Origin of the sequence: Citrobacter sp. RHB20-C16 (assembly GCF_013890155.1) — a bacterium.
In the GTDB taxonomy this organism is placed as follows: domain Bacteria; phylum Pseudomonadota; class Gammaproteobacteria; order Enterobacterales; family Enterobacteriaceae; genus Citrobacter_A; species Citrobacter_A amalonaticus.
In genome coordinates this window covers 867045-893333 of the sequence record NZ_CP057630.1, presented here as the reverse complement: position 1 = coordinate 893333, position 26289 = coordinate 867045, and the positions used below count along the sequence as shown (strand labels likewise).

Annotated in this window: 20 protein-coding genes, 1 tRNA gene and 3 pseudogenes; 11 read left to right on the top strand and 13 right to left on the bottom strand. The window is 50.5% G+C overall.

Features of this window, described 5'->3' with window-relative positions; all coding sequences use genetic code 11:
* Positions 1–13 precede the first annotated feature (13 nt).
* The 5 genes from HVX64_RS04435 to trmB all read right to left on the bottom strand — a co-directional run bounded on the left by HVX64_RS04435 (position 14) and on the right by trmB (position 4208).
* On the bottom strand, positions 14–1021 hold the full coding sequence (locus HVX64_RS04435; RefSeq protein WP_044255667.1) for a DUF1202 family protein: 1008 nt from the start codon (positions 1019–1021) through the stop codon (positions 14–16).
* A 133-nt stretch (positions 1022–1154) separates the two neighbouring features.
* On the bottom strand, positions 1155–2201 hold the full coding sequence (ansB, locus tag HVX64_RS04430; RefSeq protein WP_042998066.1) for an L-asparaginase 2: 1047 nt from the start codon (positions 2199–2201) through the stop codon (positions 1155–1157).
* A 189-nt stretch (positions 2202–2390) separates the two neighbouring features.
* Positions 2391–3110, bottom strand: a complete 720-nt coding sequence (locus HVX64_RS04425) for a DUF2884 domain-containing protein (RefSeq protein ID WP_042998067.1) — start codon at positions 3108–3110, stop codon at positions 2391–2393.
* 52 nt (positions 3111–3162) lie between these two features.
* Entirely contained in the window at positions 3163–3489 is a 327-nt protein-coding gene (locus HVX64_RS04420; protein WP_181825300.1) for a YggL family protein, read from the bottom strand.
* Positions 3489–4208, bottom strand: a complete 720-nt coding sequence (gene trmB / locus HVX64_RS04415) for a tRNA (guanosine(46)-N7)-methyltransferase TrmB (RefSeq protein ID WP_042998069.1) — start codon at positions 4206–4208, stop codon at positions 3489–3491. The genes HVX64_RS04420 and trmB overlap by 1 nt, the downstream gene beginning before the upstream one ends.
* 162 nt (positions 4209–4370) lie before the next feature.
* On the opposite strand from trmB, the gene mutY reads away from it, so the two are divergent.
* The 4 genes from mutY to HVX64_RS04395 all read left to right on the top strand — a co-directional run bounded on the left by mutY (position 4371) and on the right by HVX64_RS04395 (position 8352).
* Entirely contained in the window at positions 4371–5423 is a 1053-nt protein-coding gene (gene mutY, locus HVX64_RS04410; RefSeq protein WP_044255672.1) for an A/G-specific adenine glycosylase, read from the top strand.
* A 27-nt stretch (positions 5424–5450) separates the two neighbouring features.
* Positions 5451–5726 (top strand): oxidative damage protection protein, encoded by a 276-nt coding sequence (locus HVX64_RS04405; protein ID WP_042998071.1) that lies wholly within the window; start codon positions 5451–5453, stop codon positions 5724–5726.
* A gap of 73 nt (positions 5727–5799) precedes the next feature.
* Positions 5800–6882, top strand: a complete 1083-nt coding sequence (mltC, locus tag HVX64_RS04400) for a membrane-bound lytic murein transglycosylase MltC (RefSeq protein ID WP_072040062.1) — start codon at positions 5800–5802, stop codon at positions 6880–6882.
* A 213-nt stretch (positions 6883–7095) separates the two neighbouring features.
* Complete coding sequence (locus HVX64_RS04395; protein ID WP_044255678.1) at positions 7096–8352, top strand: nucleoside permease; 1257 nt, start codon at positions 7096–7098, stop codon at positions 8350–8352.
* 95 nt (positions 8353–8447) lie between these two features.
* Here the strand turns inward: HVX64_RS04395 and HVX64_RS04390 are convergent, their stop codons facing one another.
* Positions 8448–10583 (bottom strand): ornithine decarboxylase, encoded by a 2136-nt coding sequence (locus HVX64_RS04390; RefSeq protein ID WP_044255681.1) that lies wholly within the window; start codon positions 10581–10583, stop codon positions 8448–8450.
* Between the two features lie 427 nt (positions 10584–11010).
* On the opposite strand from HVX64_RS04390, the gene HVX64_RS04385 reads away from it, so the two are divergent.
* Together HVX64_RS04385 and HVX64_RS04380 are read left to right on the top strand one after the other, a co-directional pair.
* Positions 11011–11718 (top strand): DUF554 domain-containing protein, encoded by a 708-nt coding sequence (locus HVX64_RS04385; RefSeq protein WP_044255684.1) that lies wholly within the window; start codon positions 11011–11013, stop codon positions 11716–11718.
* A gap of 105 nt (positions 11719–11823) precedes the next feature.
* Positions 11824–11899, top strand: a tRNA-Phe gene (locus HVX64_RS04380).
* Positions 11900–12440: 541 nt separating this feature from the next.
* On the opposite strand, the gene HVX64_RS04375 is transcribed toward HVX64_RS04380, so the two are convergent.
* From HVX64_RS04375 to tssM, 5 genes and pseudogenes are all read right to left on the bottom strand, one after another.
* On the bottom strand, positions 12441–12920 hold the full coding sequence (locus tag HVX64_RS04375) for an Hcp family type VI secretion system effector (protein ID WP_044255689.1): 480 nt from the start codon (positions 12918–12920) through the stop codon (positions 12441–12443).
* A 23-nt stretch (positions 12921–12943) separates the two neighbouring features.
* Positions 12944–14278 carry a type VI secretion system ImpA and VasL domain-containing protein gene (locus HVX64_RS04370; RefSeq protein ID WP_044255692.1) on the bottom strand — a complete coding sequence of 445 codons (1335 nt, stop codon included), beginning with the start codon at positions 14276–14278 and terminating at the stop codon, positions 12944–12946.
* A gap of 1 nt (position 14279) precedes the next feature.
* Positions 14280–14804 carry a DUF1240 domain-containing protein gene (locus HVX64_RS04365; protein ID WP_044255695.1) on the bottom strand — a complete coding sequence of 175 codons (525 nt, stop codon included), beginning with the start codon at positions 14802–14804 and terminating at the stop codon, positions 14280–14282.
* 9 nt (positions 14805–14813) lie between these two features.
* Positions 14814–15719, bottom strand: a complete 906-nt coding sequence (locus HVX64_RS04360) for a membrane protein (RefSeq protein ID WP_044255698.1) — start codon at positions 15717–15719, stop codon at positions 14814–14816.
* A 142-nt stretch (positions 15720–15861) separates the two neighbouring features.
* A pseudogene (gene tssM / locus HVX64_RS04355) lies at positions 15862–18765 on the bottom strand (type VI secretion system membrane subunit TssM); the annotation flags it as partial.
* A gap of 21 nt (positions 18766–18786) precedes the next feature.
* Here tssM and HVX64_RS04350 point away from each other — a divergent pair.
* From HVX64_RS04350 to HVX64_RS04340, 4 genes are all read left to right on the top strand, one after another.
* A complete protein-coding gene (locus HVX64_RS04350) occupies positions 18787–20649 on the top strand; it encodes a hypothetical protein (RefSeq protein WP_249418894.1) in 1863 nt (620 codons plus the stop codon).
* A gap of 23 nt (positions 20650–20672) precedes the next feature.
* A complete protein-coding gene (locus HVX64_RS24080; RefSeq protein ID WP_249418893.1) occupies positions 20673–21668 on the top strand; it encodes an RHS repeat-associated core domain-containing protein in 996 nt (331 codons plus the stop codon).
* A 2-nt stretch (positions 21669–21670) separates the two neighbouring features.
* A complete protein-coding gene (locus tag HVX64_RS04345; protein WP_046401887.1) occupies positions 21671–21907 on the top strand; it encodes a hypothetical protein in 237 nt (78 codons plus the stop codon).
* A gap of 214 nt (positions 21908–22121) precedes the next feature.
* Positions 22122–23066: an RHS repeat protein gene (locus HVX64_RS04340; RefSeq protein WP_181825299.1), complete on the top strand. Its 945-nt coding sequence runs from the start codon at positions 22122–22124 to the stop codon at positions 23064–23066.
* On the opposite strand, the pseudogene HVX64_RS04335 reads toward HVX64_RS04340, so the two are convergent.
* Positions 23046–24156 (bottom strand): annotated as a pseudogene (locus HVX64_RS04335) (IS3 family transposase). The gene HVX64_RS04340 and the pseudogene HVX64_RS04335 sit on opposite strands and share 21 nt — an antisense overlap.
* A gap of 169 nt (positions 24157–24325) precedes the next feature.
* Entirely contained in the window at positions 24326–24865 is a 540-nt protein-coding gene (locus tag HVX64_RS04330) for a hypothetical protein (RefSeq protein WP_044255706.1), read from the bottom strand.
* A gap of 350 nt (positions 24866–25215) precedes the next feature.
* Between HVX64_RS04330 and HVX64_RS04325 the strand changes: the two are divergent.
* Positions 25216–25735, top strand: a pseudogene (locus HVX64_RS04325) (replication initiation protein); the annotation flags it as partial.
* Positions 25736–26289 lie beyond the last annotated feature (554 nt).

The window sequence follows — 26289 nt, the reverse complement described above, 5'->3', positions numbered from 1 at the left end:
CGCATCCCTCCCATTACCGGAGAACTCCGTGGCGTCGTAATTCATCGGTCTCTTTTTTCCAGCGATCATAGCCTTCATTGATATCGTCAATCTTGATATGCAGATCCGTCTGCTGCATACGAAGTTTAGAGGCAGCTATGTTCAGCGGATACTGTCCTTTTTCATACGCGATCCAGTCAGCTAGCGCTTTTCGGCTGAGTTCTTGCGATTTCAGAAAGACCTGCCGTCTTTGCTCTTGTATATCGAAATCTCTCTTTTGCTGAATGGGCGTTTCATAACAATTGTCACTCTTTTTATGACATGCGTCTAACGCTGGCTGATACACTTCTTTTGCATATTTCTCGGCAAACGCACTGCTGTCGTTCGCTTTGACAAAGTCATCGCGCGCTTTAAACATCTTGTGGAATGCCTCTTCCCGGGTCAGTGTTTTACCATCAGACGCTTTACCCCAATAGTCATCGGCCTTTCGTTGAGCAACAGCTATTTGTTTATCCAGCGTTTTTATTTGTTCTTCGAGGTGGGCGATCGACTTTTTCTGCGCGATATATGAAGCATCAATTTGGCTGAATCGGTAGTTAAAATCATCTCCATTTACGATGAGATATTTATCGTTGGTTTTAATATCAGTAATAACCCGCCCTTCATTGCTGGCTGCCGCTTGAAAGGAATAGAAATTCACCCTCCAGCCGGAAGCAGGTGTCCCTGTACTGGTTAACATCGCGGAAAATTTAACCGGTCGATCTTTTATCCAGGTACGTTCCACAAAGTAATAATCCGCAGCCATACCGATACCGGTATAAAGATCATCACTGGAAGAGACGTCGCCCTCCGCAGACCAGGTGGCCTGATTACCAGTGGAATCAAGATTTTTTAAGGTGACAGAATTCAGTTTAAGCACGCCGTGGTACTGCTTACTAAACGCATCTTTCAAGACGCAATCGCCAGGTTGAGCGACTTCTGCCCAGCTATAACCTGAAACCAGCGTAAAAAACGCCGCACCTGCTATCCATTGTCGAAACATTTGCGGACCTCCCGTCCAGAATAATGCTAACCGCCACCATCATAATTAAAATGATCGTTAGCAGATTAATGATTCACTGGTCAGAGAGATATTTCAGAAAACTGCCCCAGCCGCTTGACTGGGGCATCAGCGATTAATACTGATTAAACATCGTCTGGATCTGTTTCGGATCTTTAGTCTGAGTCAGCGCCAGTTGCAGCAGTACGCGTGCCTTCTGTGGGTTCAGAGAACCAGAGGCAACGAAACCGTACTTCGCATCATCGATTTCAGCATCCTGCGTGGTTGAACCAGTCGGTACGCGGGAAGAACGCACTACAACAGTTCCTTTATGCGCTGCGGTTGCCAGCGTATCGAAGACCGTTTTGTACAGGTTGCCGTTACCCACACCAGCGCTCACAATCCCATCATAACCGGCATCCACCAGCGCTTTTGCCGGCAGATCGGAAGCATTCGCGTAGTTATAGACGATACCGACCTTCGGCAGTTCATTCAGCTTAGAAACGTCGAACGGCGTGGAGGTGGTGTGCTTACGCGCAGGCGTACGCTGGTAGTCGATTTTACCGTTATGAATGTAGCCCAGCGGTCCGTAGTTAACGGATTTGAAGGTCGCCACATCGGTGGTGTTGGTTTTGGTCACGTCGCGCCCGTCAAGCACGGTGTCATTCATCACGACCAGCACGCCACGGTTGGCAGAGGCTTTATCCGCCGCTGTCACTACCGCGTTATAGAGGTTGAACGGACCGTCCGCGCTCATTCCGGTAGACGGACGCATTGCGCCAACCAGCACTACCGGCTTGTTGCATTTCACGGTCAGATCGAGGAAGTAAGCGGTCTCTTCCATGGTGTCAGTACCGTGGGTAATCACGAAGCCGTCGGTGCTGTCACACTCGTTATTGATCTTTTTCGCCAGGGTTAACCAGACGTCGTCGTTCATATCCTGCGAACCGATATTGACAACCTGCTCACCCTTAACGTTAGCGATATCCTTAAGTTGAGGAACGGCTTTGACCAGATTCTCTACGCCAACTTTGCCCGCCGTATAGTTAGATTTGGTTGCGGAGTCACCGCCACCGGCAATCGTCCCGCCGGTCGCTAAAATGGTAACGTTCGGTAAGGCGAGTGCTGCACCGCTGAAACCCATTACCAGTGCTGCCAGTGCCGTTTTCCTGAAAAACTCCATGTTATTTCTCCAGTTACGTGAATTTGCCGCATTATCCCAATGCCAGAGCTGAATAATGTGATTTCATCCAATTAACCAGACAAATGTATCTATCAGATTGTTAAATTTAGAGGTGGATATCAAAACGAAGCGGAAAGGCAAAAGAAAATGGCACAGAGGCGATCTGTGCCATTGTTTTATATGAAAAGTTTATTTAAGCGTGCTGACCAGCGCCTTGCGGTTATCTTCCAGCGTCACCACGCGGCTGCAGACATCTTTACCGAACTGCTGGAAATCTTTTTCCTGATTCTTCCATTCGGTCTGGATCGCGGATTGTAATCCGCCGAGACTGCCCAGCACGCCCTGCAGTGGATTTCCACCGCCTTTCAGAACGGCTTTCGCCCCCATCTCGTTGATGCTGTCCTGCAAAATGCCGCCCATCGCCTGATTCACCAGTTGCTGACCGTCGGCACGCACCTGATCGATAGCTTTATAGTGGAAGGTCAGACCGTCGGTACGATGCTCGATAATCCGGTTCATCTGCTCTTTCAACTGGGCATCTAGTTTCGTCAGACGCCCCCGCATGTTACTGCTCTCGCCCACTTCTTTGGCGATAATTTTATCCAGCGCCACGCGCCCTTTTTCGACACGGTTTCTGGCACCTTCATCAATCCACGGCAGCGCGCTGCGCAGTTCGGCCTGGTAATCTTTCGCCTGCTCGCGCTGTGCGGCGCTCAGCGTGTACTGCTTACCGTTGTACATCACATTGCCGTCCGGCGTGATCACCAGGTTGCCGTTTTCACCCTTCACCTGCACCGTTTGCGGGCTCAGAATCACATCGTCACGCGGCGTGACGCTGCACTGGTAGTCTGCATGAGCGGTCATCGCCGTTACAGAAAGGGCTGCCGCCAGCAGCGTTTTGCGCATCATAACTTTCCCTCAAGACAAATCGGGCCAGCAAATGCTGGCCCCGTATGCGTAGTTAGTCCCACCAAACGTCGAAAAGTTCGCTGGTACGCACTTCTTCAAGTTTGTGTTCTTCCAGCCACTTACGCACAATCGACTGATGTTCTTCAGTGCATTTGCCGATTTCCTGCATGCAGATCAGACCTTCCCAGGCCTGATAACCGCTGCCGTCAAAAGCCAGTTTGTTCGGTTCAATAACGTCATTGATAAAGTCATCAACGGTTTTATCAACCTGCTCTTCAGATGTACCTTCCGGGAAACGCCATGCTACCGAAAATCCTAATTCCTGGAATTCGTCGATATGCATTTTTTTACGCAGACGACGGCTACGGTTCTTTGCCATTATTTCACCCTCTCGAACATTAAGTCCCATACGCCATGACCAAGACGATGGCCACGTTGTTCAAATTTGGTTACCGGGCGCGATGGTGGGCGCGGTACGTAATCGTGACTCTCTGACAGGTTTTTATATCCGTCAATGGAGGACATCACTTCAAGCATGTGCTCGGCATAGGCTTCCCAGTCAGTCGCCATGTGGAACACGCCGCCCAGCTTCAGTTTGCTTTTGACCAGCTCGGCAAACGGTACCTGAACGATACGGCGTTTATTATGACGTGCTTTGTGCCACGGGTCAGGGAAAAAGAGCTGAACCATCGTTAAAGAATTGTCAGGAATCATTTTATGCAGCACTTCGACTGCGTCATGGCACATCACACGCAGGTTCTCAACGCCCTCGTCATGGGCCGACGCCAGACATGCGCCCACACCAGGCGAGTGAACTTCAATACCGAGGAAATTTTGCTCCGGACGCGCTTTCGCCATTGCCACCAGTGAGGCGCCCATACCGAAGCCAATCTCCAGCGTAACCGGCGCTTCACGGCCAAACAACGTCGCGAAATCCACCGGCTCTTCGCTGAATTCAACGCCCATCACCGGCCAGTAGTTTTCCAGCGCGTGCTCCTGCCCTTTAGTCAGCCGCCCCTGGCGACGAACAAAACTACGAATCCGGCGCAGTGGACGGCCGTTTTCATCAAATTCCGGTGAGATGACGTCGTTTTTCATAAAAGTTAAGTCTGCTTGTGATTAAGGTCTGAAAACGGGCATTATCCAAAGTTAGTTGCCGGATGCAAGTAAAGGAAGCGCTCACGCTGCGGAAAGTTCCGGTTTACACCCTGTTGCCTCTGTGCTGCAATCTTGCCCCCAACAATAATGAATTCGGTGACCATGCAAGCGTCTCAATTTTCAGCCCAGGTTCTGGACTGGTACGATAAATACGGGCGAAAAACCCTGCCCTGGCAAATTGATAAGACGCCTTACAAAGTATGGCTCTCAGAAGTGATGCTGCAACAGACCCAGGTGACGACGGTCATTCCTTACTTTGAACGGTTTATGGCCCATTTCCCGACGGTGACCGATCTCGCCAACGCGCCGCTGGACGAAGTGCTTCACCTGTGGACGGGGCTCGGTTACTACGCCCGGGCTCGCAATCTGCACAAGGCGGCGCAACAGGTAGCCACGCTGCATAACGGCGTATTCCCTGAAACCTTTGAAGACGTGGCGGCGCTCCCCGGCGTCGGGCGTTCAACCGCCGGCGCCGTGCTGTCACTCTCGTTGGGTCAACCTTTTCCGATTCTTGACGGCAACGTTAAACGTGTGCTGGCGCGCTGCTATGCTGTTAGCGGCTGGCCGGGTAAAAAAGAGGTTGAGAAAAAACTCTGGGATCTGAGCGAGCACGTTACACCGGTGAAAGGTGTGGAGCGTTTTAACCAGGCGATGATGGATTTAGGCGCGATGGTGTGTACGCGCTCAAAACCGAAATGCTCGCTGTGCCCGTTGCAGAACAGTTGTGTCGCCTGTGCGAATGACAGCTGGTCACTTTACCCTGGCAAGAAACCGAAACAGACGCTGCCTGAGCGGACAGGCTATTTTCTGCTGCTGCAACATCAGGACGAGGTCTTACTGGCTCAACGCCCGCCAAGCGGATTGTGGGGTGGGTTATTCTGTTTCCCACAGTTTGCCAGTGAAGAGGAATTACGGGAATGGCTGGCGCAACGACATGTGAACGCTGATAATTTGACCCAACTTAACGCGTTTCGCCATACCTTCAGCCATTTCCATCTGGATATTGTGCCTATGTGGCTTACTGTGTCTTCATGCGGTTCATGCATGGCTGAAGGCAACGCGCTCTGGTATAACTTAGCGCAACCGCCATCTGTTGGCCTGGCGGCTCCGGTGGAGCGTTTATTACAGCAGTTACGTACCGGTGCCCCCGTTTAACGCACCGGACGATGAAGAGGATAAGTTATGAGCAGAACGATTTTTTGCACTTTCCTGCAGCGTGAAGCAGAAGGACAGGATTTCCAGCTGTACCCGGGCGAACTGGGAAAACGCATTTATAACGAGATTTCAAAAGAAGCGTGGGCGCAATGGCAGCACAAGCAGACTATGCTTATCAATGAAAAGAAACTCAATATGATGAACGTCGAGCATCGCAAGCTGCTGGAACAGGAGATGATCAACTTCCTGTTTGAAGGCAAAGACGTGCATATCGAAGGTTATACGCCGGAAGATAAAAAATAAGCACGTTGCCGGATGGCTCAACGCTGTCCGGCAACACCGCACAACGACAAACACAACACGCACTCCCGGAATGATGAAAAAATTTCTCGCGCTTGCCGTTATTGCGCCGTTGCTTATCTCCTGTTCCAGTTCGACCAAAAAAGGCGATTCTTATAATGAAGCCTGGATCAAGGATACCAACGGTTTTGACATTCTGATGGGGCAGTTTGCCCACAACATTGAAAATCTGTGGGGCTATCAAGAAGTGCTGATCGCCGGTCCAAAGGACTACGTGAAGTACACCGATCAGTACCAGACCCGCAGCCATATTAACTTTGACGACGGGACCATTACCGTTGAGACCATCGCCGGGACTGAACCTGCGGCACATTTGCGTCGCGCCATCATTAAAACCTTGCTGATGGGTGATGATCCCACCTCCGTCGACCTCTACTCTGATGTCGATGACATTCAGATCTCCAGAGAGCCGTTCCTGTACGGCCAGGTGCTCGATAACACAGGTCAGCCGATCCGCTGGGAAGGCCGGGCGACGAAATTCGCCGATTACCTGCTGCAAACGCGGATGAAAAGCCGCAGCAACGGGATCCGCATGATTTTCAGCGTGACAATTAACCTGGTGCCGAATCACCTGGATAAACGTGCGCATAAATACCTCGGCATGGTGCGCAAGGCATCCCATAAATATGGCATTGATGAGTCGCTGATTCTGGCGATTATGCAGACGGAGTCATCCTTCAACCCATACGCAGTAAGCCGTTCCGATGCGCTGGGGCTGATGCAGGTGGTTCAGCATACCGCCGGAAAAGACGTTTATCGTTCCCAGGGCCGCTCCGGTATCCCGAGTCGCAGTGAACTGTTCGATCCAGCCAGCAACATAGATACCGGCACCGCCTATCTGGCGATGCTCAACAATGTCTATCTGGGCGGCATCGATAACCCAACGTCACGACGCTATGCGGTGATCACCGCTTACAATGGCGGGGCGGGCAGCGTACTGCGCGTCTTCTCCAGTGATAAAGTGCAGGCCGCGAATATCATCAACAGCATGACGCCAGGGGATGTGTACCAGACGTTAACCACGCGTCACCCCTCTTCTGAATCGCGCCGTTATCTGTATAAAGTCAATTCCGCGCAAAAAACCTATCGGCGGAACTGATGCTTCTCTTCCCCGCTCCCGGTAAAACGGCGAGCGGGCGACACAAAAACGTGACAAAAGTCACTTTTTCGCATTGCAAAAAGGTATTGTTTTGCAATTATTTGTCACAGGTAACAAAAAATCACCCATCGTCGTTGATAGAATCACATCATACAGTCACGGCATTTGTGCCAATCGAAACATTCATTCGCCTTCCTGTGTGAGGAAATTAACATGAATCTTAAGCTGCAGCTGAAAATACTCTCCTTTCTGCAGTTCTGCCTGTGGGGAAGTTGGCTGACCACCCTCGGCTCCTATATGTTTGTCACCCTCAAATTTGACGGTGCTTCTATTGGTGCTGTCTATAGCTCGCTGGGGATCGCGGCGGTTCTGATGCCGACCCTGTTGGGGATCGTGGCGGACAAATGGCTCAGTGCAAAGTGGGTTTACGCCATCTGTCACGTGGTGGGTGCAGTGACGCTGTTCATCGCCGCTGAAGTCACGACGCCGGGTGCGATGTTCTTTGTGATCCTGCTTAACTCACTGGCATATATGCCAACGCTTGGGCTTATCAACACCATTTCCTATTACCGCTTGCAGAACGCAGGCATGGACATCGTTACTGACTTCCCGCCGATTCGTATCTGGGGCACCATCGGTTTCATCGCCGCCATGTGGGCCGTGAGCTTCTCCGGTTTCGAACTGAGCCATATGCAGCTGTATATTGGCGCGGCGCTCTCTGTGATGCTGGTGCTGTTTACGTTGACCCTGCCGCACATTCCGGTGGCGAATCAGCAGAAGAATCAAAGCTGGACTTCTATGCTGGGTCTGGATGCCTTCGCGCTGTTTAAAAACAAGCGTATGGCTATCTTCTTCATCTTCTCAATGATGCTCGGCGCAGAACTGCAAATTACCAACATGTTCGGGAACACCTTCCTGCACAGCTTCGACAACAACCCGCTGTTCTCCGGAAGCTTTATCGTTGAGCACGCGTCGGTGATGATGTCGATCTCGCAGATCTCCGAAACCCTGTTCATCCTGACCATTCCGTTCTTCCTCAGCCGTTACGGGATCAAGAACGTCATGCTGATCAGTATCGTGGCGTGGATGTTGCGCTTCGGCTTGTTCGCCTACGGCGACCCGAGCCCGTTTGGTACCGTGCTGCTGGTTCTGTCGATGATTGTTTACGGCTGCGCCTTCGACTTCTTCAACATCTCCGGTTCGGTGTTCGTTGAGAAAGAAGTTCGTCCGGAAATCCGCGCCAGTGCGCAGGGCATGTTCCTGATGATGACCAACGGCTTCGGCTGTATCCTCGGCGGCGTGGTAAGCGGGAAAGTGGTAGAGCATTACACCCTGAACGGCATTACCGACTGGCAGACCGTGTGGCTGATTTTTGCCGGCTACTCACTGGTTCTGGCCTTTGCCTTCGTGGCGCTGTTTAAGTACAAGCACGTTCGCGTCCCGACCGGCACGCAGACCGTCGCACATTAATCTCTCTGCCGGATAAGACGCTTTCGCGTCTTATCCGGCCTACTCCGATACACCTGGCCGGATAAGCGCAAGCGCCATCCGGCATTCTCTTTCGATTATTTCAACACATATCCGTATAACCGTTTAATGCCATCGGCATCGGTTTCACTATAAACGCCCTGCAACTCCGGCGAGAACCCAGGCAGCATATTCACCCCCTCTTCCAGCGCCAGGAAATAACGCTGTACCGCACCGCCCCAGACTTCGCCCGGCACTACGCACAGCACGCCCGGAGGATACGGCAGCGCCCCTTCCGCCGCGATACGGCCTTCGGCATCACGAATGCGCACCAGTTCAACATCACCACGAATAAAGGCGCTGTGGGCATCCTGTGGGTTCAGCGCCACCGTCGGGAAACTCTCCTGACGGAACATCGCTTTTTGCAGATCCTTCACGTCAAAACTGACATACAGATCGTGCATCTCCTGACACAGTTCGCGCAGGGTGTAGTCGCGATAGCGCACCGGATATTTATTGAAGATAGTCGGAAGCACCTGTGCAAGCGGCGTGTCGTCTTCGATATGCTGTTCAAACTGTGCCAGCATCGCCGTTAAATGCGCCATTTTTTCCGGACTCTCGGCGGGCGTCAGCAGGAACAGAATCGAGTTGAGATCGCACTTCTCCGGCACAATACCGTTTTCACGCAGGTAATGGGCCAGAATGGTGGCCGGAATACCAAAATCAGTATAACGTCCGGTCTGCGCATCAATACCCGGCGTGGTGAGCAGCAGCTTGCACGGATCGACAAAATACTGATCGTCGGCATACCCTTCGAAGCCGTGCCATTTCGCGCCCGGCGCAAAGCTGAAGAAACGCCGCTCGCGGGCAATCACCTCGGTGGGATACGACTGCCACGCCTTACCCTCCACAACCGGCGGAATGAACGGCACAAGCAGCTTACAATGGGTCAGGATAGCCTTACGCGCCTCAATCCCCAGCGTCACGCACTCTGCCCACAGACGTCGACCACTCTCCCCTTCGTGGATTTTGGCATTGACATCCAGCGCGGCAAACAGCGGGTAGAACGGACTGGTTGAAGCGTGCAGCATGAACGCATTGTTCAGCCGCTTATGCGGACAGAAACGCGCCTGGCCACGAATGTGATTATCTTTCTTGTGGATCTGCGAGGTCTGTGAGAACCCGGCCTGCTGTTTATGCACCGACTGGGTGACGAAAATACCCGGATCGTTTTCATTCAGCTCCAGCAGCAGCGGCGAGCCGTCGGCCATCATCGGGATAAACTGCTCATAGCCGACCCAGGCAGAGTCAAACAGAATGTAGTCACAAAGATGACCGATTTTGTCGATCACCTGACGGGCATTGTAGATCGTGCCGTCGTAGGTTCCCAACTGGATGATTGCCAGCCTGAAGGGACGCGGCAACTCTGCCTTTTCTGCGGCTATGTCGCGGATCTGTTCGCGCAGATACGCTTCATCAAAGCAGTGTTCATCGATCCCACCGATAAAACCAAACGGGTTACGGGCAGCCTCCAGATATACCGGAGTCGCCCCCGCCTGAATAAGCGCACCGTGGTGATTCGATTTGTGGTTGTTGCGATCGAACAGCACCAGATCACCCCGCGTCAGCAGCGCATTGGTGACCACTTTATTCGCCGCTGACGTGCCGTTCAGGACAAAATAGGTTTTATCGGCATGGAAGACTTTGGCGGCAAACTTTTGCGCATCTTTGGCTGACCCCTCGTGAATCAGCAAATCCCCCAATTTCACGTCGGCATTGCACATGTCGGCACGAAAAACATTTTCACCAAAGAAGTCATAGAAATGACGCCCGGCTGGGTGCTTTTTAAAGAATGCGCCGTGCTGATGTCCCGGACAGGCGAACGTGCTGTTTTTCATTTCCACATACTGCGTCAGCGTGTCGTAAAACGGCGGCAGAAGGTCTTCCTCATACAGGCTGGCGGCAGATTCCAGCTCCAGCCACTCCTGCGCAGTACCGCGAATAACGGCGGTCGCGCCTGCGGGTAGAGCTATGTTCTCTTCGGTGAGAATAAAGACCGGCAGATGAAAGCCCGTGCGTTTGAGTAACGCAAGAATGCCGCTACGGCTATCGGTAACGGTCATGACGACGGCAGCGACATCGGTAAAGTCGGTACTGTCCAGCGCCACAACGCCGCGATGAGTAGATAAACGAGAAACCAGTTCACTACTGGCGGCAATGTTCATTGATTTCATAAGCGCAAAAACCCGTTTCGGGAGAATAAGAGTCCCGGACAAGGCTCATTGCCCTGCCCCACGAGATGTTTAGGTCAAACTGGTCACCAGCTCCGACCGCCAGACATCAGTAAAAGCAGACCGTTTCTGATTTTACTGTTGTCCTGCAGTGAGCATACGTTGCCCTCACCGCATGGTGAGTAAAAGGGAAGGAATAACGAGAAGGGGCAGCCATCGCGCTAACCGGCGATGCGAAAGGCGATGTGAAGGTGTTGCGTTCATCCCATGCGGCCCCGAACAGACTGGAGAAAATTCGCGCAATCATGGCACCTTTAACCAGGAGGGGCAAGATTTAATTCTTATGCACACTTGTTGCGGTTAAACAACACTGTAAATGAGAACCAGGTCATAATAATGCACTTTGACAACATAATGAGCAGGAGCTTACGTGGTAATTGGACCTTTTATTAACGCCAGCGCCGTTTTGGTGGGTGGTGTTATTGGCGCCCTTCTTAGCCAACGTTTGCCGGAACGGATTCGTCTCTCCATGACCTCTATTTTCGGTCTCGCGTCACTTGGCATTGGGATCTTACTGGTGGTCAAATGCGCCAATCTTCCGGTTATGGTGCTGGCAACGCTGGTCGGCGCGCTAATTGGTGAGTTTTGCTATCTGGAAAAGGGGATCAACACCGCCGTCGCCAAAGCGCAGACACTCTTTATGCGGTCGGGTAAAAAGCAGCCCCATGAATCGTTTATCCAGAATTATGTCGCCATCATTGTCCTTTTCTGCGCCAGCGGGACGGGGATTTTTGGGGCTATGCGCGAAGGAATGACCGGCGATCCGAGCATCCTGATTGCTAAATCCTTCCTCGATTTCTTTACCGCCATGATCTTCGCCTGCTCTCTGGGTATCGCCGTGTCGGCTATCGCGGCTCCGATGCTGCTCATCCAGTTTTCACTGGCAACCTGCGCGGCGCTGATATTGCCGCTCACCACCCCCGCAATGATGGCCGATTTCAGTTCGGTCGGGGGATTATTGCTGGTCGCCACTGGTTTACGCATCTGCGGGATTAAGATGTTTGCCGTGGTCAATATGCTCCCGGCGCTGCTCCTCGCCATGCCGCTTTCCGCCGCCTGGACCGCGTATTTCGCTTGAGAATGCGTGCAATAACAGCAAAGTGGTGATAGATTGTGCAGTCTGCGTTGAATTGAAGAAATTTCGTTGACGAAACGAGGCGGATCGGTTTTAATGCGCCCCGTTGCCCGGATAGCTCAGTCGGTAGAGCAGGGGATTGAAAATCCCCGTGTCCTTGGTTCGATTCCGAGTCCGGGCACCACTTATTCAGAGAACCCGCCCAAAAGGCGGGTTTTTGCTTTTAGCGAACCGGACTCTTCATCGAACTCCGTTCGATTATTCGCCGCAAGCGGCTCACCCCTTCGGGGCCAGCGCGACAAGCGCGCTGTTCAACGCCTGCGGCGTTAGTCCGAGTCCGGTAACCACTATTCTAAAGAACCCGCCCAAAAGGCGGGTTTTTGCTTTCAGGACTACGGTCGATTTCTGGTCGGTGCAACACATTATTGATGTGCTGGATCTCTCGCCATTTTTGCAGATACTTGCTCTTTTTAAAGGCATCGATGCTCTTTAATTGGTTTTCTCTTAATTTTCACCATGAGCTGTCTGCGTTCAGTTTAGGATCATCATATTTCTAATTATTCCTGGAGATTAAAACCTAAGGGAATATCTGACTTGGCTGTAAACAGAAGATATTAGTATTATATGGGTAAATAACACTAATATTCTCAGTCAGGAATACCCCCCTACTAACCGGATACTTTCAACAGCGGCCTAATTATTAAAAAAAAGCAGATCAATTCACACTAAAAAAGTCGCTCTTCCCATAGGCTGTAGGCGCTGGTTCCGGCAATACAGTGTTCCTGAGTGAGACTTTCATAAGTGAACGATACCGTTTCCTCTGGCTGACCACCGCTGTCGGCAATGGTATGAGGAACTGACAGGTGGATATCTGAAATTCGTGCCTTAATCAGTTTCACTTTGTAATACAGTTCATTGATACCGAAACGGTTGGTACGATAAAATTCAAAATCACACGTCAGGCATTCGTTTTCGGTAATAGCTTTGCTCAGTAACGGCGTAGATTTATCCACCGGCTTATGGATGTTAAGGCTAAGATGATTCACGTTCTGTGCGCGGGTAAGCCCATGAGACAACCCCAGCACCATAATCTGATCCGTATGCGCAATCTGTGCCTTATTACCAATAGAAGCCTGGGAAGAGCAGCCTGCTGAGATCAGTCCCTGAAGGTCGCCGTTCAGTGTCAGATAAACCGGATTTGCCATGATAAACTCCTTTTATTCCGTTGCTATTTTTCGGGTTTAGTTTTCTTTTCCGGCATTTCGCCGTTTTTCAATAGCAGCCAGCGGCTTAACACACCGTCCAACCGTTCATTAATCTGTTTTTCCTGGGCCTCAGCATTCTGTCCCTGCGCGCGGGCGTCCTGGTACTGCGTCAACATTGACTCCAGCGGTGCCTCCTGACCCAGCCCCCGCTCAGCCTGCCAGATGACGTTCTTTATATAAGAAAGAGTCAGCCCTTCTTTCTCGCGCTGCATCACCAGGTCAGCAAAGGCGTGTAAATCCTGGCGGGTCTGCAACCAGCCCCGTAGCTGTGGACTGTTCTGCGCACGGTTTTTCAGAATATCGTTCCACTGTGCGGTTGCCTGCTGCTGTTGCAGGCTCTCCGGCCAGTGACTCTCCGCCGTTCGCATCATCTGCATTCCAGTTTCCAGCAGTTGCAGCGGCGACGTTTCGGGAAGTTGTTGCAGGCGCTCTCCATAACTGTCCAGTTCAGGGGAGACCAACCAGATGCTGGCTGCTCCCTGAGCGGTATCACGAACTTGCACGAGTTGACGTTGCAGGGGATGTACCAGCCACCACCAGAGTGCGATCGAAATAACAGCAGTAAAGGCAACACCGGATACGAAACCTTTCAGCAGATTGTTTGTCTTTGCGTTGCCAGCGTTATCCGACATACCACGCACTATCACCCGCATTTCTGGCAACTCGGGGATTGGCGGCACAGACTCTGCCGTGGCGGAAAGAGTACTTTCTGGCGCATAGACCAGCGTTCTGACCATCGACTGAGAGGAAGTATCAACACTACTTTTGGGCAGGGGCTCAAGGCGCTTTCTTGTATTTTGAATAAAATATAATAGGTTATCCACACGCGGCTGGCGCTTCAGCTCCACCTGCTGGAGCTTGTCACTGATCATCTGTAAAGCACGTTCAGTACGATGCAGCAGCGGCAGATCGTTTTCCGCAAAAGATATCTGCTGGCGCAGAATATTCCCGGTACGGGTATTGAACCAGTCCAGCATCTCTGTCCGTGCAGAACCGCCCTGCGGCCAAAATTTATCCCATTCATGCGTAATCATCGCCGCCAGCAATTCGGTTCCTTCGCAGAAACCCACCAGCCCCTGCGTGCGGGTGCGTGCCAGCGTATAGTATGTCGCAGTGTGTAGATCCACTCCGTTGGTTTTGAAAATAGCCAGTGCCAACGATTCCACCAACCTCCAGTTCAGCTCCGGTTGCGACGGATGGCTGGCCTTGTTGATTTCCTCGCGAATCGCGATAAATTCCGGCAGGTTACGTGGGTCAACCCCCGTAGTAATGGTCTGAGTATAATCAGATGAATTCATTTTATTTCTTATCCACTGATGTTACAGGTGCTGAGGTATTATCAGGCTTATCATCCTCAGGATGATATTCAAATTGTTCGCACATTTTGAGATCTTTCACATAGTGAGCGCCTGAAAGGGGGCCTCTAAGTCCACAAGAAAAGTACTTCCCCAAAGGAAAAAAAGAAATATACAATGATAGAGGGAGAGTAAGGATAAATGCGATAATAATATAGCCGAAGATAACCTTTGAGAGTTTACCCCATAATTTCGCGAGGCGAAAAGTAAAAGGGAGGAACAAAAATAAAAACACCAATACATCAAAGTACCCTATAACAGGGAGATATAAAAATGCGAGCACGTCCCTCCAACTGTAGTAAACGGTATCCGCACCTGCAATAATATATATTATTGCAGTACCAGAAACATCGGCAAAAAAAACCAACGCACCAGTTAGTACCGTAATGGAAAATAAACACAAAAGAATAAATTTCATTTTTTCTTTTAATGGCATTTTTCTCGCTGCTATTTCCGGTATTTTTTGCATAAAAATTCCTTACCAGCGTGCATTCATCAGGCCAAATGTAAAGGGATCGGCATGTTCAAAATTCCACCTATTGATGTCCTCCTGGGCCGTCATCCCCTCTCGGATTACTGCAATTAACTTGTCAGATAAATGATATTTACTGTCCAGATAATCTAACGCAAGAGTAATTAAGAAACCTATAGCCACAATCAGCACTATCCCCGCCACAACAGGAAATACAATACCAGCAGAAGCAGCAACTGTAGAGAAAAGCCCACCGGCCATAACCAGAATTTTTGTCACAAAAATCGTAACAATAATTTTTGCAACATCCATCGTAATATTACCAATAAAGGCCGCCACATCATGGTCTGATTTAAAAATGAGTTCTACCGTGTGCCAGGCAAGTGAAAACCAGAGACAAAACTTCGCACCTTCGATGATACCGCTATTAATGCCTGCTTTGCCAATCCCCAACTCCAGCACCCGGGGATTGTTAATTTTATAGCGAGTCCCCTGAAGAATACGCCGCAGCGACGCATAACCGGTAATTTTAACGTACACCTGTCCACCATGCTTGAACTGAATAGCTTTAATCCCGAGTCCCTTTAACCGGTAAATGATTTTATCCGCCTCAGCATAACTTATCAGTTTGCTGATATTCTTCCCCCCGGTCGCAACATCTTTGATATTTCCTGCGTAAGTAGTGGCAAGCTTCACCGGACCACTGCTACACAAATCATCCACTACACCCTGAGCCTCTTCCAGTGTCAGTAACATAATATGCTGCGTATTCTTCTCAAACGCCTCTGCCAGTCCCAATGTGTCAAGAATATAGGGATGCTGCGGAATTAACTGATTGATCGGGACATTACCACGCAGTGTATCACCGAGATAATCCGCCCATGACGGATTCTGGTCACTGAATTTAGACATTCCTGCCTCCATAAATTCTGGATATGAAAGGTGCTGGCAAACGTTGGGGCGTTTTTTGCCCCTGCCGTTGCAACCTGTACATCCACATGTTGAAATGCATCATCATCACGTCCTGTATCTTCAGCATCCGACAATTACCTCCTCAGTACAGCGTATCCGGCAGCCGGAACTGGCTGAACAGCCCGCCGCTGAATGGGTTGTCTTCAGTGTCAGCGTGTATCCGGTAGACCATCGCGCCACCGTCAACGTTAAAGCGCACGCTGAATGTTCCCTCTTCCACGCTGGTTAGCTGTCCGGCTCCGAACAGGCGGAACTGCGCCCACGGCCCGTTGAAACTGATACTGCGCGGTGCGCCACCGCTGGTACCCACCAGCGTCAGCTTGCTTTCATTGCCTTCGCGCATGTTGTTCGGCCAGACCAGATGCGCGGTGTAGTTACGACCCTGGCTGTAGTCCACTAACTGACCGTCGAGGTTCAACACGCTACGGCGTTTGTTGCCGGAAAGCGAAACGGTCTCCACCGCAAACTGCGTTCCCAGGCCATTCTGTTTACTGAAGAAGATGTCGCGGATTTTCTGTGCGGTATCCAGTTGCCGGATGACATCCTCACGGATAATGACACCGTCGCCCCCGTCACGGCTCAGGTCATTTTCAATGAACAGTTTCAGGTTTTGCTGCCAGAAAGTATCCAGCACGCCATCCGGTTTAAAGAAGCGCTCAAATGCATCCAGAGACACATCCTGCGAAGAACGAGGATTAAATGGATAACTATTTGCCAGTTGTTCGTTAAACGGTTTTACCACGTTGTCGCGCCAGTCAATTTCCATATAGTGAACCGCTTCTACCATCACCACATGCCAGGCCTGATCTGCCAGTTTTCCCACCCAGCGGTTAAGCGGCGCAGGCAGAGTTTTCGCCATCTGCCGGGTCGCAAAAATAGGGTCGCTGCTGTTCTGGTCAAGGCGTAACTGAACGGCTTTGAGTGCCGATTTACCGGGTACCGGTGCGTTCTGGATAGCCAGCAGATAGCGGTGCAATTCCGTTAACTGCTGATAGACCGCTTGCAGGGTATTTTCTTTATTATTCTGAACCGCCAGCGTGCTGTTTTCCGGCGCAAACTCATGACCGAGACGGGTCAGCAGACGATAATCCGGCTCTCCCAATGCTTCTGCGCGTTCTTTATCAGATAGCTTTTCGGAAAGAACGGTCGGCTGTGTGTTATCCCGCAACGCCGTCAACGCTCGTTGTAGAGGCTGGTCGCCGCTGATAATCTGCTCCAGCGCGGCGGTTAACTGCGCAATGGATTCATAATCGCGTACGTTAAGGTTATCCATCCCTGACCGCCAGGTGGCGGTGTAGTCACTAATATACTGTTCGGTTAACTGGCGCTGGATTTCAGCACGGTCTGCGTCACTGTATTTAACACTGTGAATAATATTCAGTACCCAGGAATCCATTGCCGTCAGTTCCACCAGTTCATCACGCTGCTTCACAAAATAACTCTGGAGCCCATAGCGGGTAAGAAACTGCGGGACAACCAGCTTGTTGTCATCTGAGGAAACAAATACCTGTTCGAATGTTGGGCCAACCTGATCGCGCAGGTTCAAATCGGCGGGCAGTACTCCCAACGCCCGGGTTTTAAGGCTCTGGTAGACCCGCTGGTAAACGGGCAGTTTGCTTAACTCTTTCTGTGCTGACACCACCGGTTTGTCATACGGTGCCCAACGACCGATCGCGTCCCCATCACCCGCAGCACGTTCAGCATGCCAGTCGGTATGTTTCAGCGCATAGTCGAGATGAGACATCAATTGCACTTGGGTATCGCGCTGGCCGTGGAACTTATCACTCCAGCGCTTCGCCATGTATTGCTTCACTACGTCATTATTACGTCCGCTTTTGTCCTCCAGCATTCTCATCACTCGCAGCACGGCGAGTTTTTCTTCGCTCTCCGGTGGGGCAGCATCCATTTCTTTCACCAGACCGTTGAACAAGGCGGGCAGATAACGCTGCTCCAGTAGTTGCAGATAGGTTTGCTCCACATACGGCCCGACACGCCTTCCCTGGTACAACCCCATATCGGCCAGTCGACTGCGATCGTCCCAGTCGCCGTAGGCCAACGTCGCATCGCGTACCGGATTGAGTAATGGCAATTGTAGATCACCGTAGTCATCCATCCCCTGGGGTGGCCTGATCGCCATAAAGGCCTGAGCTTGTTTCAGTACCTGGATACCGGAGGCGTAGTTAACATCGTAATAATGGTGCCAGCCGATGATGAGCAGTAGCGCCAACGCCCCACCCGCGGCAGAAAAGACGGTAAGACGTCTACGGCTGCTTACCAGCCAGGCGCGGCTTTCGCCAGCCAGGTTCGGCTCCGACAGAAGTACCTGGGGAAACAGATTGCGGGTAAAGTAAGGTACGGTATCCACCAGTGGCCAGGCACTTAGCGGATTACTGCCGAGCCGGTATTGCCGGGCGGCAGACTGTGTAAAGATGTCATCCATCTGACCGCGTTGCAGTGATGACGTCAGATACACGCCACGCAGCATCACGTCCATATTTTCACCGTCCAGAAGACCATCAAGCAGGGTCACCAGAGACTCCCTGCTTCCCTGCATCTGGCGAATAAAACTGAACAATGAACTGCGCATATGGCTCTGCGCCAACATCAGATCGGGCATGGACTGGTTCATCCGTTCGCACCAGTCCTGCCAGAAAGCGTTCAGTTCGGTACGCCAGTCTTCACTTTCATGGGCGCTGAGAGTAAACGTAACCCCGAGGATGGTATCGCGATCTTTTTTGTTCAGCGACTGAAACAGGGCTGCAAAACCGTACAATAAGTCCAGCCGGGTCAGCACCACGTAAACCGGTAACTGGCAGTGAAGATACTGACGTATATCCTGCAAACGGCTACGCAGCGTCTGCAACAGATGTTCGCGGCGGCGTTTGTCGGCCGTCAACAGGTCGGGTAAATCGAGGGTGAGAATGATCCCGTTCAGCGGTTGGCGGGCACGTTTTTCCACCAGCCATCCCAGTAGATGTTCCCATAGCGGGACACCGATAAAACCTGTGTGGATATCGTCTATGACACGCAGGGGCGCGCGGTTAGCACCCTGTCAACAGAAGGCTACTTTGATGACCGGTTTATTTATAACGATGAAGAGAAATGTACCACCTATCTGGATGCCGAAGGTGGCGAAACCCGTTACTGGTACAACGAAGATGGTCTGGTCACGCTCAGTATTGATCCGCTGGGCAGAGCGGAAAAGACCCTCTGGAATAACACCCGCCTTCTCTCCCGCACCGATGCGCTGGGACGCACCACGGAATATGACTACAACAGCGAAGGTGAAATAAGCCGTGTATCCCTGCCGGGCGGCTACAGTCTGTTTTATGACTATAACGAGTCCGGGCAGTTAACCCGGCTGACCACACCCGGCGACCAGCTGTGGCAGTGGGATTACGACGATAAAGGCAGCATGGTCTGCCTGACCGACCCGCAGGGGCGCAAGCAGCAGTTCAGCTACAGCGAACAGGGTGATTTGCTGGCGCGGATTATGCCGGGCGGCGCCACCTGGCGCTGGAGCCACGATGCGCTGCACCAGGTCCGTGAAGCTGTTGCGCCGGATGGCGGCGTGACGCAGACCGGACAGGATTTTCTCGGTCGTCTGTTAAGCGTCAAAGACCCGCTGGGATTCACCACGCAGTTCCGCCACAGTAAAAAGCATGCCGGACTACGGGGCAGCGTGGAGGAAATCAGCCGCCCGGACGGTGTCCGCGAGCTGATGCGCCAGAACAGCGAAAAGCTGCCGGAGAGCTTCACCGATGGCGAAGGGAAAACCACCCGTTACGAATACGGTGCCTTTGACCTGCTGATCGCCGTCATCCGCCCGGACGGCCAGCGGCTGGAATGCCGTTACGATAAACTCACCCGCCTGACCGAAATCATCAACGCAGAAGGCGAAAGCTACCGGCTGACGTATGACAGGGCCGGGCAGCTTATCGCCGAAACCGATTTTACCGGGCGCACACTGCGCTACGAATACGATGCCGCAGGGCGCTGTATCCGCACCAGCTTCCCGGACGGCACGCACCTGCACCGCCGCTATAACGTGACCGACCAGGTGACGGATGAAGATGTCACGCAGGGTGACAGTGACCGTATTCTCAGCACCACCACCTTCCGCTATGACACGCTGTGCCGCCTGGTGGAGGCGAAAAACAATGATGCCACCGTCACCTGTGAATACGATGATGCCGGCCGGATAACCGCCGAAACCATTAACGGCAGACGCACGGAATACCGCCCCGACGATAAACTGGATACGGTGGCGCAACGTACCACCGGCGAAATAACCGAGCAGTTCACCCGTAACCTGATGGGGTATCTGACGTCATGGCAGATAGCAGACCACGCACCACTGCTGTTTGAGCACGACCTGTGTGGCCAGGAGACATCCAGACGAAGCGAAGCCGGGTTTTACCAGACACAGGGCTACACGCAGACGGGGAGGCTGACCACACAGCGGGCCGGGAGCCAGTCAGAGCCACAGGCCAGGGACACAGACCTGCAACGCCAGTGGCTGTACGACAAAGCCTATAACCTGTCGATGATATCGGACTCGCTGCGCGGGACGATGGTCAACAGCATGACGGCGAATGACCAGATAAGCCATGCCACCTGGACGGGCAGCGGCAGTACCCAGATGCGCGAGGAGCGCTTCACATACGACAGCAACCTCAACATCACCCGCCGCCAGACGTGGGTGAACGCGGTGATGGAGAGTGAGGCGTACCAGCATCAACAGCATGGCCGGGTGACGTCACGGGAATATAAAGAATGGCGGCACTCAACGCACCGGATTAACCCGGACACCGGCAAACCGGAGGAAGGGAAATTTGTCCGGGTGGTTAATGCGCATGGCATCACCTGAAATACGATATTAACGGTCGTCTGGTGGAAAAGCTCGTCGACAAAGGCGGCTACCGCCCTCTCCTCTGGCGCTACCGCTGGGATGCCAGAAGCCAGTTAACCGGGCTGGAAACACCGGAAGGCGAACGCTGGGAATACAGATACGACCCGTTCGGCAGGCGCATCAGCAAACGCTGTACCAACCGGGACAAGCCCGGTATGGATTTTCACTGGAATGGCGACCAGTTAACGGAAGAAATCCCGGTCGGCACGGATGGCACACCAGAAGACGAAAACGCGATTCGCTGGATATATGAGCCGGGAAGTTTCACGCCGCTGGCGCGTTATGAAAAGGGACAACTGCACTATGCAGTAACGGATACGGTGGGCCGTATTCAGGAACTCCTGACCGGAGACGGCGAAATCGTCTGGCGGGGTAAGCAGCAGTTATGGGGCCGGGAAGAAAGCCGGAACAAGGAAGATGCCCCTTCCTGCCACCTGCGTTTTCCTGGGCAATACGAGGATGCCGAATCAGGGCTGTACTACAACCGTTTCCGGTACTATGATTGTGAGGCGGGACAGTATCTTTGCGCAGATCCGATAGGGCTAAAAGGCGGGTTAAATGCGTATGGATACGTTGGTAATCCACTAAAATATATAGATCCGCTTGGGCTATGTAAGGAACATATAGAAACACCTTATGGTTCGGCGTATCAGTCTAATTCTCCAGAAGCTTTAGCAGCGAGAGAAAAAGTTGAAAATGGAGCGACTCTTTATCGTATGGGAACAACAGGGCGTAGTGAAACAACTGGGGCACAATTTTGGGCTTTAGAACACCCCTCAAGCCCAGGATATGCGGGAAGATATGGCATACCGCAGGAAAACATTGATCGTAGTGATTTCATAATGACTGCGAAACTAAAACCGGGAAGCGATTTTATTACCCGTCCGGCTCCCGGCATAGGGGATAATCTTGGCGGAGGCATTGAAGTTGTTGCTCCTCCAGATGCTGTTGATATTATTACATTTAGTAAGCATTAAACATGAGTATAGATTTTCATAAAGAGATCAATGAATTAAATTCATCTATCAAGGATCTGGTGAATGCAGATATCTATGACGGTATTGATGATGCGGTGAATTATAGTTCAACCGCTACAGAAATGTTACTCAAATTAAAATTTTATTTTTCCAAAATAAATATAGAAGTTTTGAATGATGAAAATCTTATTACTAGGATTGAAACTATAAAAAATAAAATTGATAATTTATTAACATAATACTTGATAAAAAGGAAGCCGGGAAGAATACTTAAACCTTCCCGATATTTTATTATTTAATTACCGTTAAATTCACTAAACAAGCATGACCTTCATCTCCCTGACTACCTGTTCAGCCTGATAAAGCTATTCGTGCAGCGCCTGCACCTCATTGGTGTCAGCAATGATAGTCAGGCGCCCTCCGTAATCTTCACCATCACGGCACTCGCGGTAAATGGCTGATGATCTTACCCGCCTGACCGAAATCATCAACGCTGAGGGCGAAAGCTACCGGCTGACGTATGACAGGGCCAGGCAGCTTATTGCCGAAACCGATTTTACCGGGCGCACGCTGCGCTACGAATACGATGCCGCAGGGCGCTGCATCCGCACCACTTTCCCGGACGGCACGCACCTGCACCGCCGCTATAACGTCACCAACCAGGTGACGGATGAAGACGTCACGCAGGGTGACAGCGACCGCATTCTCAGCACCACCACCTTCCGCTATGACACGCTGTGCCGCCTGGTGGAGGCGAAGAACAATGATGCCACCGTCACCTGTGAATACGATGACGCCGGCCGGATAACCGCCGAAACCATTAACGGCAGACGCACGGAATACCGCCACGACCCGGACCTGGACTCTGTTTCACAACGTACCACCGGCGAAATCACAGAGCGATTCACGCGTGGGTTAATGGGCGAACTCACTTCGTGGCAGATAGCAGACCACGCTCCACTGCTGTTTGAGCACGACCTGTGTGGTCAGGAGACCACCAGAAAAAGCGAAGCCGGGTTTTACCAGACGCTGGGCTACACGCAGACGGGGAGGCTGACCACACAGCGGGCCGGGAGCCAGTCAGAGCCACAGGCCAGGGACACAGACCTGCAACGCCAGTGGCTGTACGACAAAGCCTATAACCTGTCGATGATATCGGACTCGCTGCGCGGGACGATGGTCAACAGCATGACGGCGAATGACCAGATAAGCCATGCCACCTGGACGGGCAGCGGCAGTACCCAGATGCGCGAGGAGCGCTTCACGTACGACAGCAACCTCAACATCACCCGCCGCCAGACGTGGGTGAACGAGGTGATGGAGAGTGAGGCGTACCAGCATCAACAGCATGGCCGGGTGACTGTAAATAGACCCGTTTTAGTTCCAGGCATTTTTTGAGATCCCGGCCAAATGATTGTGTTGCCGATATTCCTCCGGCGTCATATTGTTCAGTGATTGATGAGGGCGTTCACAGTTATATTCTGACACCCATCTTGCCGTGATTTCCCGCACTTCATTCAGCGTTCTGAACAGATAAAATCGAGTATTTCTGTACGGTATGTTCGGTTAAAGCGCTCAATAAAAGCGTTCTGCGTCGGCTTATCCGGCTGAATAAATTCCAGTTTTACTGCATGTTGCTCTGCCCATTCAGCCAGTACAAGTGAGATAAATTCCGGACCATTATCCATGCGTAGCATGACCGGATAGCCGCGATTTGCCGCGATCCTGTCGAGTACCCGGACGACGCGCAGAGCTGGCAGATTCAGATCGATTTCAATCGACAACGCCTCACGGTTAAAGTCATCAACGACATTGAACGTGCGAAAACGACGACCACAGACCAGGGCATCATGCATAAAATCGACAGACCAGCTCTGGTTCAGCGTTTCCGGTGTGGCCAGTGGCGAGGGATTACGCACTGGCAACCGTTGTTTGCCTTTACGGCGAAAATTCAGCTTCAGCAGACAATAAATACGATGGATCCTTTTGTGATTCCACGGGTATCCCTGCCGCCGCAGAACCTGGAAAAGTTTTGGAAAACCGTACCGTGGGTATCGCTCTGCCATTGCCTGCAACGCGACAATAACGGGTTCGTCACGCGTGGTATCCGGACGGTAATGGTAAACCGTTCTGCTCAGGTTCAGACTCCGGCAGGCCTGACGGATACTGAGTCCAGATGTCATTATCAGATGAGTGACCAGCTCACGCTTAAAGGCTGGCTTTAAAGCTTTTTTTCGATAACATCTTTCAGCGCCCGGTTCTCAAGGCTCAGGTCGGCAAACATCTGTTTGAGACGCCGATTCTCGTCCTCAAGATCCTTGATCTTTTTAATATCAGAAGCCTCCATGCCGCCGTATCTGGACTTCCAGTTGTAGTAGGTAGCTTCAGATATACCGGCCTCCCGGCAGACATCCTTAACAGTTCGTCCGGCTTCAACCGATTTAATGACGGCAATGATCTGATGCTCAGTAAAACGGGCTTTACGCATAGCGATCTCCTTTGTTGGCAGATTGATTATGCCGGAGGATCTCTAAATGTGAATGGCACGATTATGCGGGATACTTACAATATAAACTTGTAATGGATGATGGTTCACGTAGTGGGCCATCACCCTGTTAGAAAGATTTTTATTTTTTTCATGGCGCGAGAATATTTGTTTATCGATCAATGAGTCTCACTTGCCGGACTTCATAAACGAACTCTGGTTCATTTATATATTGTATAGCTATATCCCAAAGTGGATTAGTCCTGTCATTTAGGTTTTCCGCAAGTACCTTGATTTCTTCCGGCGCGTCGTCTCGGAAATATCCTTTTTTATCTTTGTTCTTATCATAACTGACTCCTGTTATCTCGAACTTTAATGGCTTTACGCGCTTAGATTTTTGTTGCTCTATGTCTTTGTGCGCGGTTTCCCATGTTAAGGCGCGAACCATCAAGTAATAGCTATGCTCATCAAACCTGCTATTTATGATGTATGAAGATTTCGGTGGATATTGTGGGTGAATTTTCCTCTTGTATAGCCCACCCGTGACAAACTTGAAGTGCAGATCGTCTGATGACATCTCATAGCGTCGACAGTTAGATATGTCTATCCAATATCCTTTTGATTGAGCCAAATTTTTTTTCACAAAGAGGATTGCACAGGCTTCCTCGGTATGAGCATATTCGCGGTATCTTTTAAGGAGTAAGTTATCCATGTGTGAGCCAACCTCGAAGTATTCATATTGCACAAATTTTAGTGTCTTTGAGACTATATAACATATGCACACATCTTCTTGTCAAGATAATAAACATTAATTTTTACAGATCTAGTTTTACTTTATTTCTTATTAGTACCATAACCATAACGTATCTTTAGACTATAAAGATAGCCTCACTGAATAACATTTACAACCAAATAACACACAATATCTGATATGGCTTTTAGTCACTTGACAAAAACTTTAAATGTATTATTGATTTATTAACGAGCATAAATATAAAAATAAAGCTCCTGTTTTGATAGCCGCCAAACAATTACAAAAAGGAGCACTGAAGGAAGGTAAAAATGTTGTTTGAAGATAATATCTTTAATATGGAAAACTATAAAAGTCAAATACAAAAATACGCATTATGCTGCGATGACTTCAATGATGGTGTATATAGAAACCTAAAAGAAAGGGCGTTATTAAAAATATATATAGGGTTTAATAACAGATGGTTTGTGAATGGTTTTGTTTTCGACATAGACCATGATAATGGCGCAATCGTCTGGGATCTTGTAGGTTTACCGAAGCCTGACACGATAATACAGAGTACAAAAAATGGTCATGCGCATTTGCTCTATGCCTTAAAAAAGTCCAGTTCTAAAAACTGACTCGACAAGAATAAAACCGTTAAAGCTGGCATCAATTGTTCAATGTGGGTTTACAGAAAGATTAGATGCTGACAGAGCGTATGCAGATATTTTAATGAAAAATCCTTTAAATACTAAAGAATGGCATACAACGTGGACAGATACTACGGCATATGACTTAAGCTATTTAGCTGATTTTATTCATGATACTGTTAAGATAAAATTCTCAGAAAAAGCAAGTATAAAACTGAATGGAAAAATGTTAACATTAAAGCGGATACAATCAGATAAAACCACATCTACTTTCAAAAACAATGATATTTCAATTACGACGATACAATCTTCATTACAAAAATCAAATACGGAAGAAGAAGGTAACGATGTCAAATTAAGCATCACCATCAGGGCAAGAAACAGTGAGAAGAAATTTTATCTGTCTGGATACTGTGGTATTTAGAAGAGTGCGTTAAGCATTCTCTTTCACATTAAACAGCCTACTGCGTCATTACAATTCCACTACCCAACTTAATAACTAAACATCGTCTATGACCAAATACCTTCTGGATAATAAAGAGAGCAGATTATGGTTTTTGAAAAACCAAAGGTTAGGAAAGTATTATTCAGATGACAAAATTAGTGTGCCACAACAACCGCAAATCGACAGTACTGAGAACCAGGTTGAGAAGCAAAAAAATCCGTAATCCCTGGGAGATTACGGATTTTTACACATCGACTGCATCGGTCAGCTTTCGGCTTTAGAAACATGCCCGGCTATAACCGTATCCT

What these genes read in the sequence shown, in the direction of transcription:
- HVX64_RS04425 (WP_042998067.1), bottom strand. Translation starts at nt 3,110, where the DNA reads ATGATGCGCAAAACGCTGCTGGCGGCAGCCCTTTCTGTAACGGCGATG.
- HVX64_RS04405 (WP_042998071.1), top strand. Translation starts at nt 5,451, where the DNA reads ATGAGCAGAACGATTTTTTGCACTTTCCTGCAGCGTGAAGCAGAAGGA.
- HVX64_RS04360 (WP_044255698.1), bottom strand. Translation starts at nt 15,719, where the DNA reads ATGTCTAAATTCAGTGACCAGAATCCGTCATGGGCGGATTATCTCGGT.
- HVX64_RS04330 (WP_044255706.1), bottom strand. Translation starts at nt 24,865, where the DNA reads ATGGATAACTTACTCCTTAAAAGATACCGCGAATATGCTCATACCGAG.
- HVX64_RS04395 (WP_044255678.1), top strand. Translation starts at nt 7,096, where the DNA reads ATGAATCTTAAGCTGCAGCTGAAAATACTCTCCTTTCTGCAGTTCTGC.
- HVX64_RS04370 (WP_044255692.1), bottom strand. Translation starts at nt 14,278, where the DNA reads ATGAATTCATCTGATTATACTCAGACCATTACTACGGGGGTTGACCCA.
- HVX64_RS04345 (WP_046401887.1), top strand. Translation starts at nt 21,671, where the DNA reads ATGAGTATAGATTTTCATAAAGAGATCAATGAATTAAATTCATCTATC.
- HVX64_RS04420 (WP_181825300.1), bottom strand. Translation starts at nt 3,489, where the DNA reads ATGGCAAAGAACCGTAGCCGTCGTCTGCGTAAAAAAATGCATATCGAC.
- HVX64_RS04375 (WP_044255689.1), bottom strand. Translation starts at nt 12,920, where the DNA reads ATGGCAAATCCGGTTTATCTGACACTGAACGGCGACCTTCAGGGACTG.
- HVX64_RS04365 (WP_044255695.1), bottom strand. Translation starts at nt 14,804, where the DNA reads ATGCAAAAAATACCGGAAATAGCAGCGAGAAAAATGCCATTAAAAGAA.
- HVX64_RS04340 (WP_181825299.1), top strand. Translation starts at nt 22,122, where the DNA reads ATGGCTGATGATCTTACCCGCCTGACCGAAATCATCAACGCTGAGGGC.
- HVX64_RS04390 (WP_044255681.1), bottom strand. Translation starts at nt 10,583, where the DNA reads ATGAAATCAATGAACATTGCCGCCAGTAGTGAACTGGTTTCTCGTTTA.
- HVX64_RS04435 (WP_044255667.1), bottom strand. Translation starts at nt 1,021, where the DNA reads ATGTTTCGACAATGGATAGCAGGTGCGGCGTTTTTTACGCTGGTTTCA.
- mltC (WP_072040062.1), top strand. Translation starts at nt 5,800, where the DNA reads ATGAAAAAATTTCTCGCGCTTGCCGTTATTGCGCCGTTGCTTATCTCC.
- mutY (WP_044255672.1), top strand. Translation starts at nt 4,371, where the DNA reads ATGCAAGCGTCTCAATTTTCAGCCCAGGTTCTGGACTGGTACGATAAA.
- ansB (WP_042998066.1), bottom strand. Translation starts at nt 2,201, where the DNA reads ATGGAGTTTTTCAGGAAAACGGCACTGGCAGCACTGGTAATGGGTTTC.
- trmB (WP_042998069.1), bottom strand. Translation starts at nt 4,208, where the DNA reads ATGAAAAACGACGTCATCTCACCGGAATTTGATGAAAACGGCCGTCCA.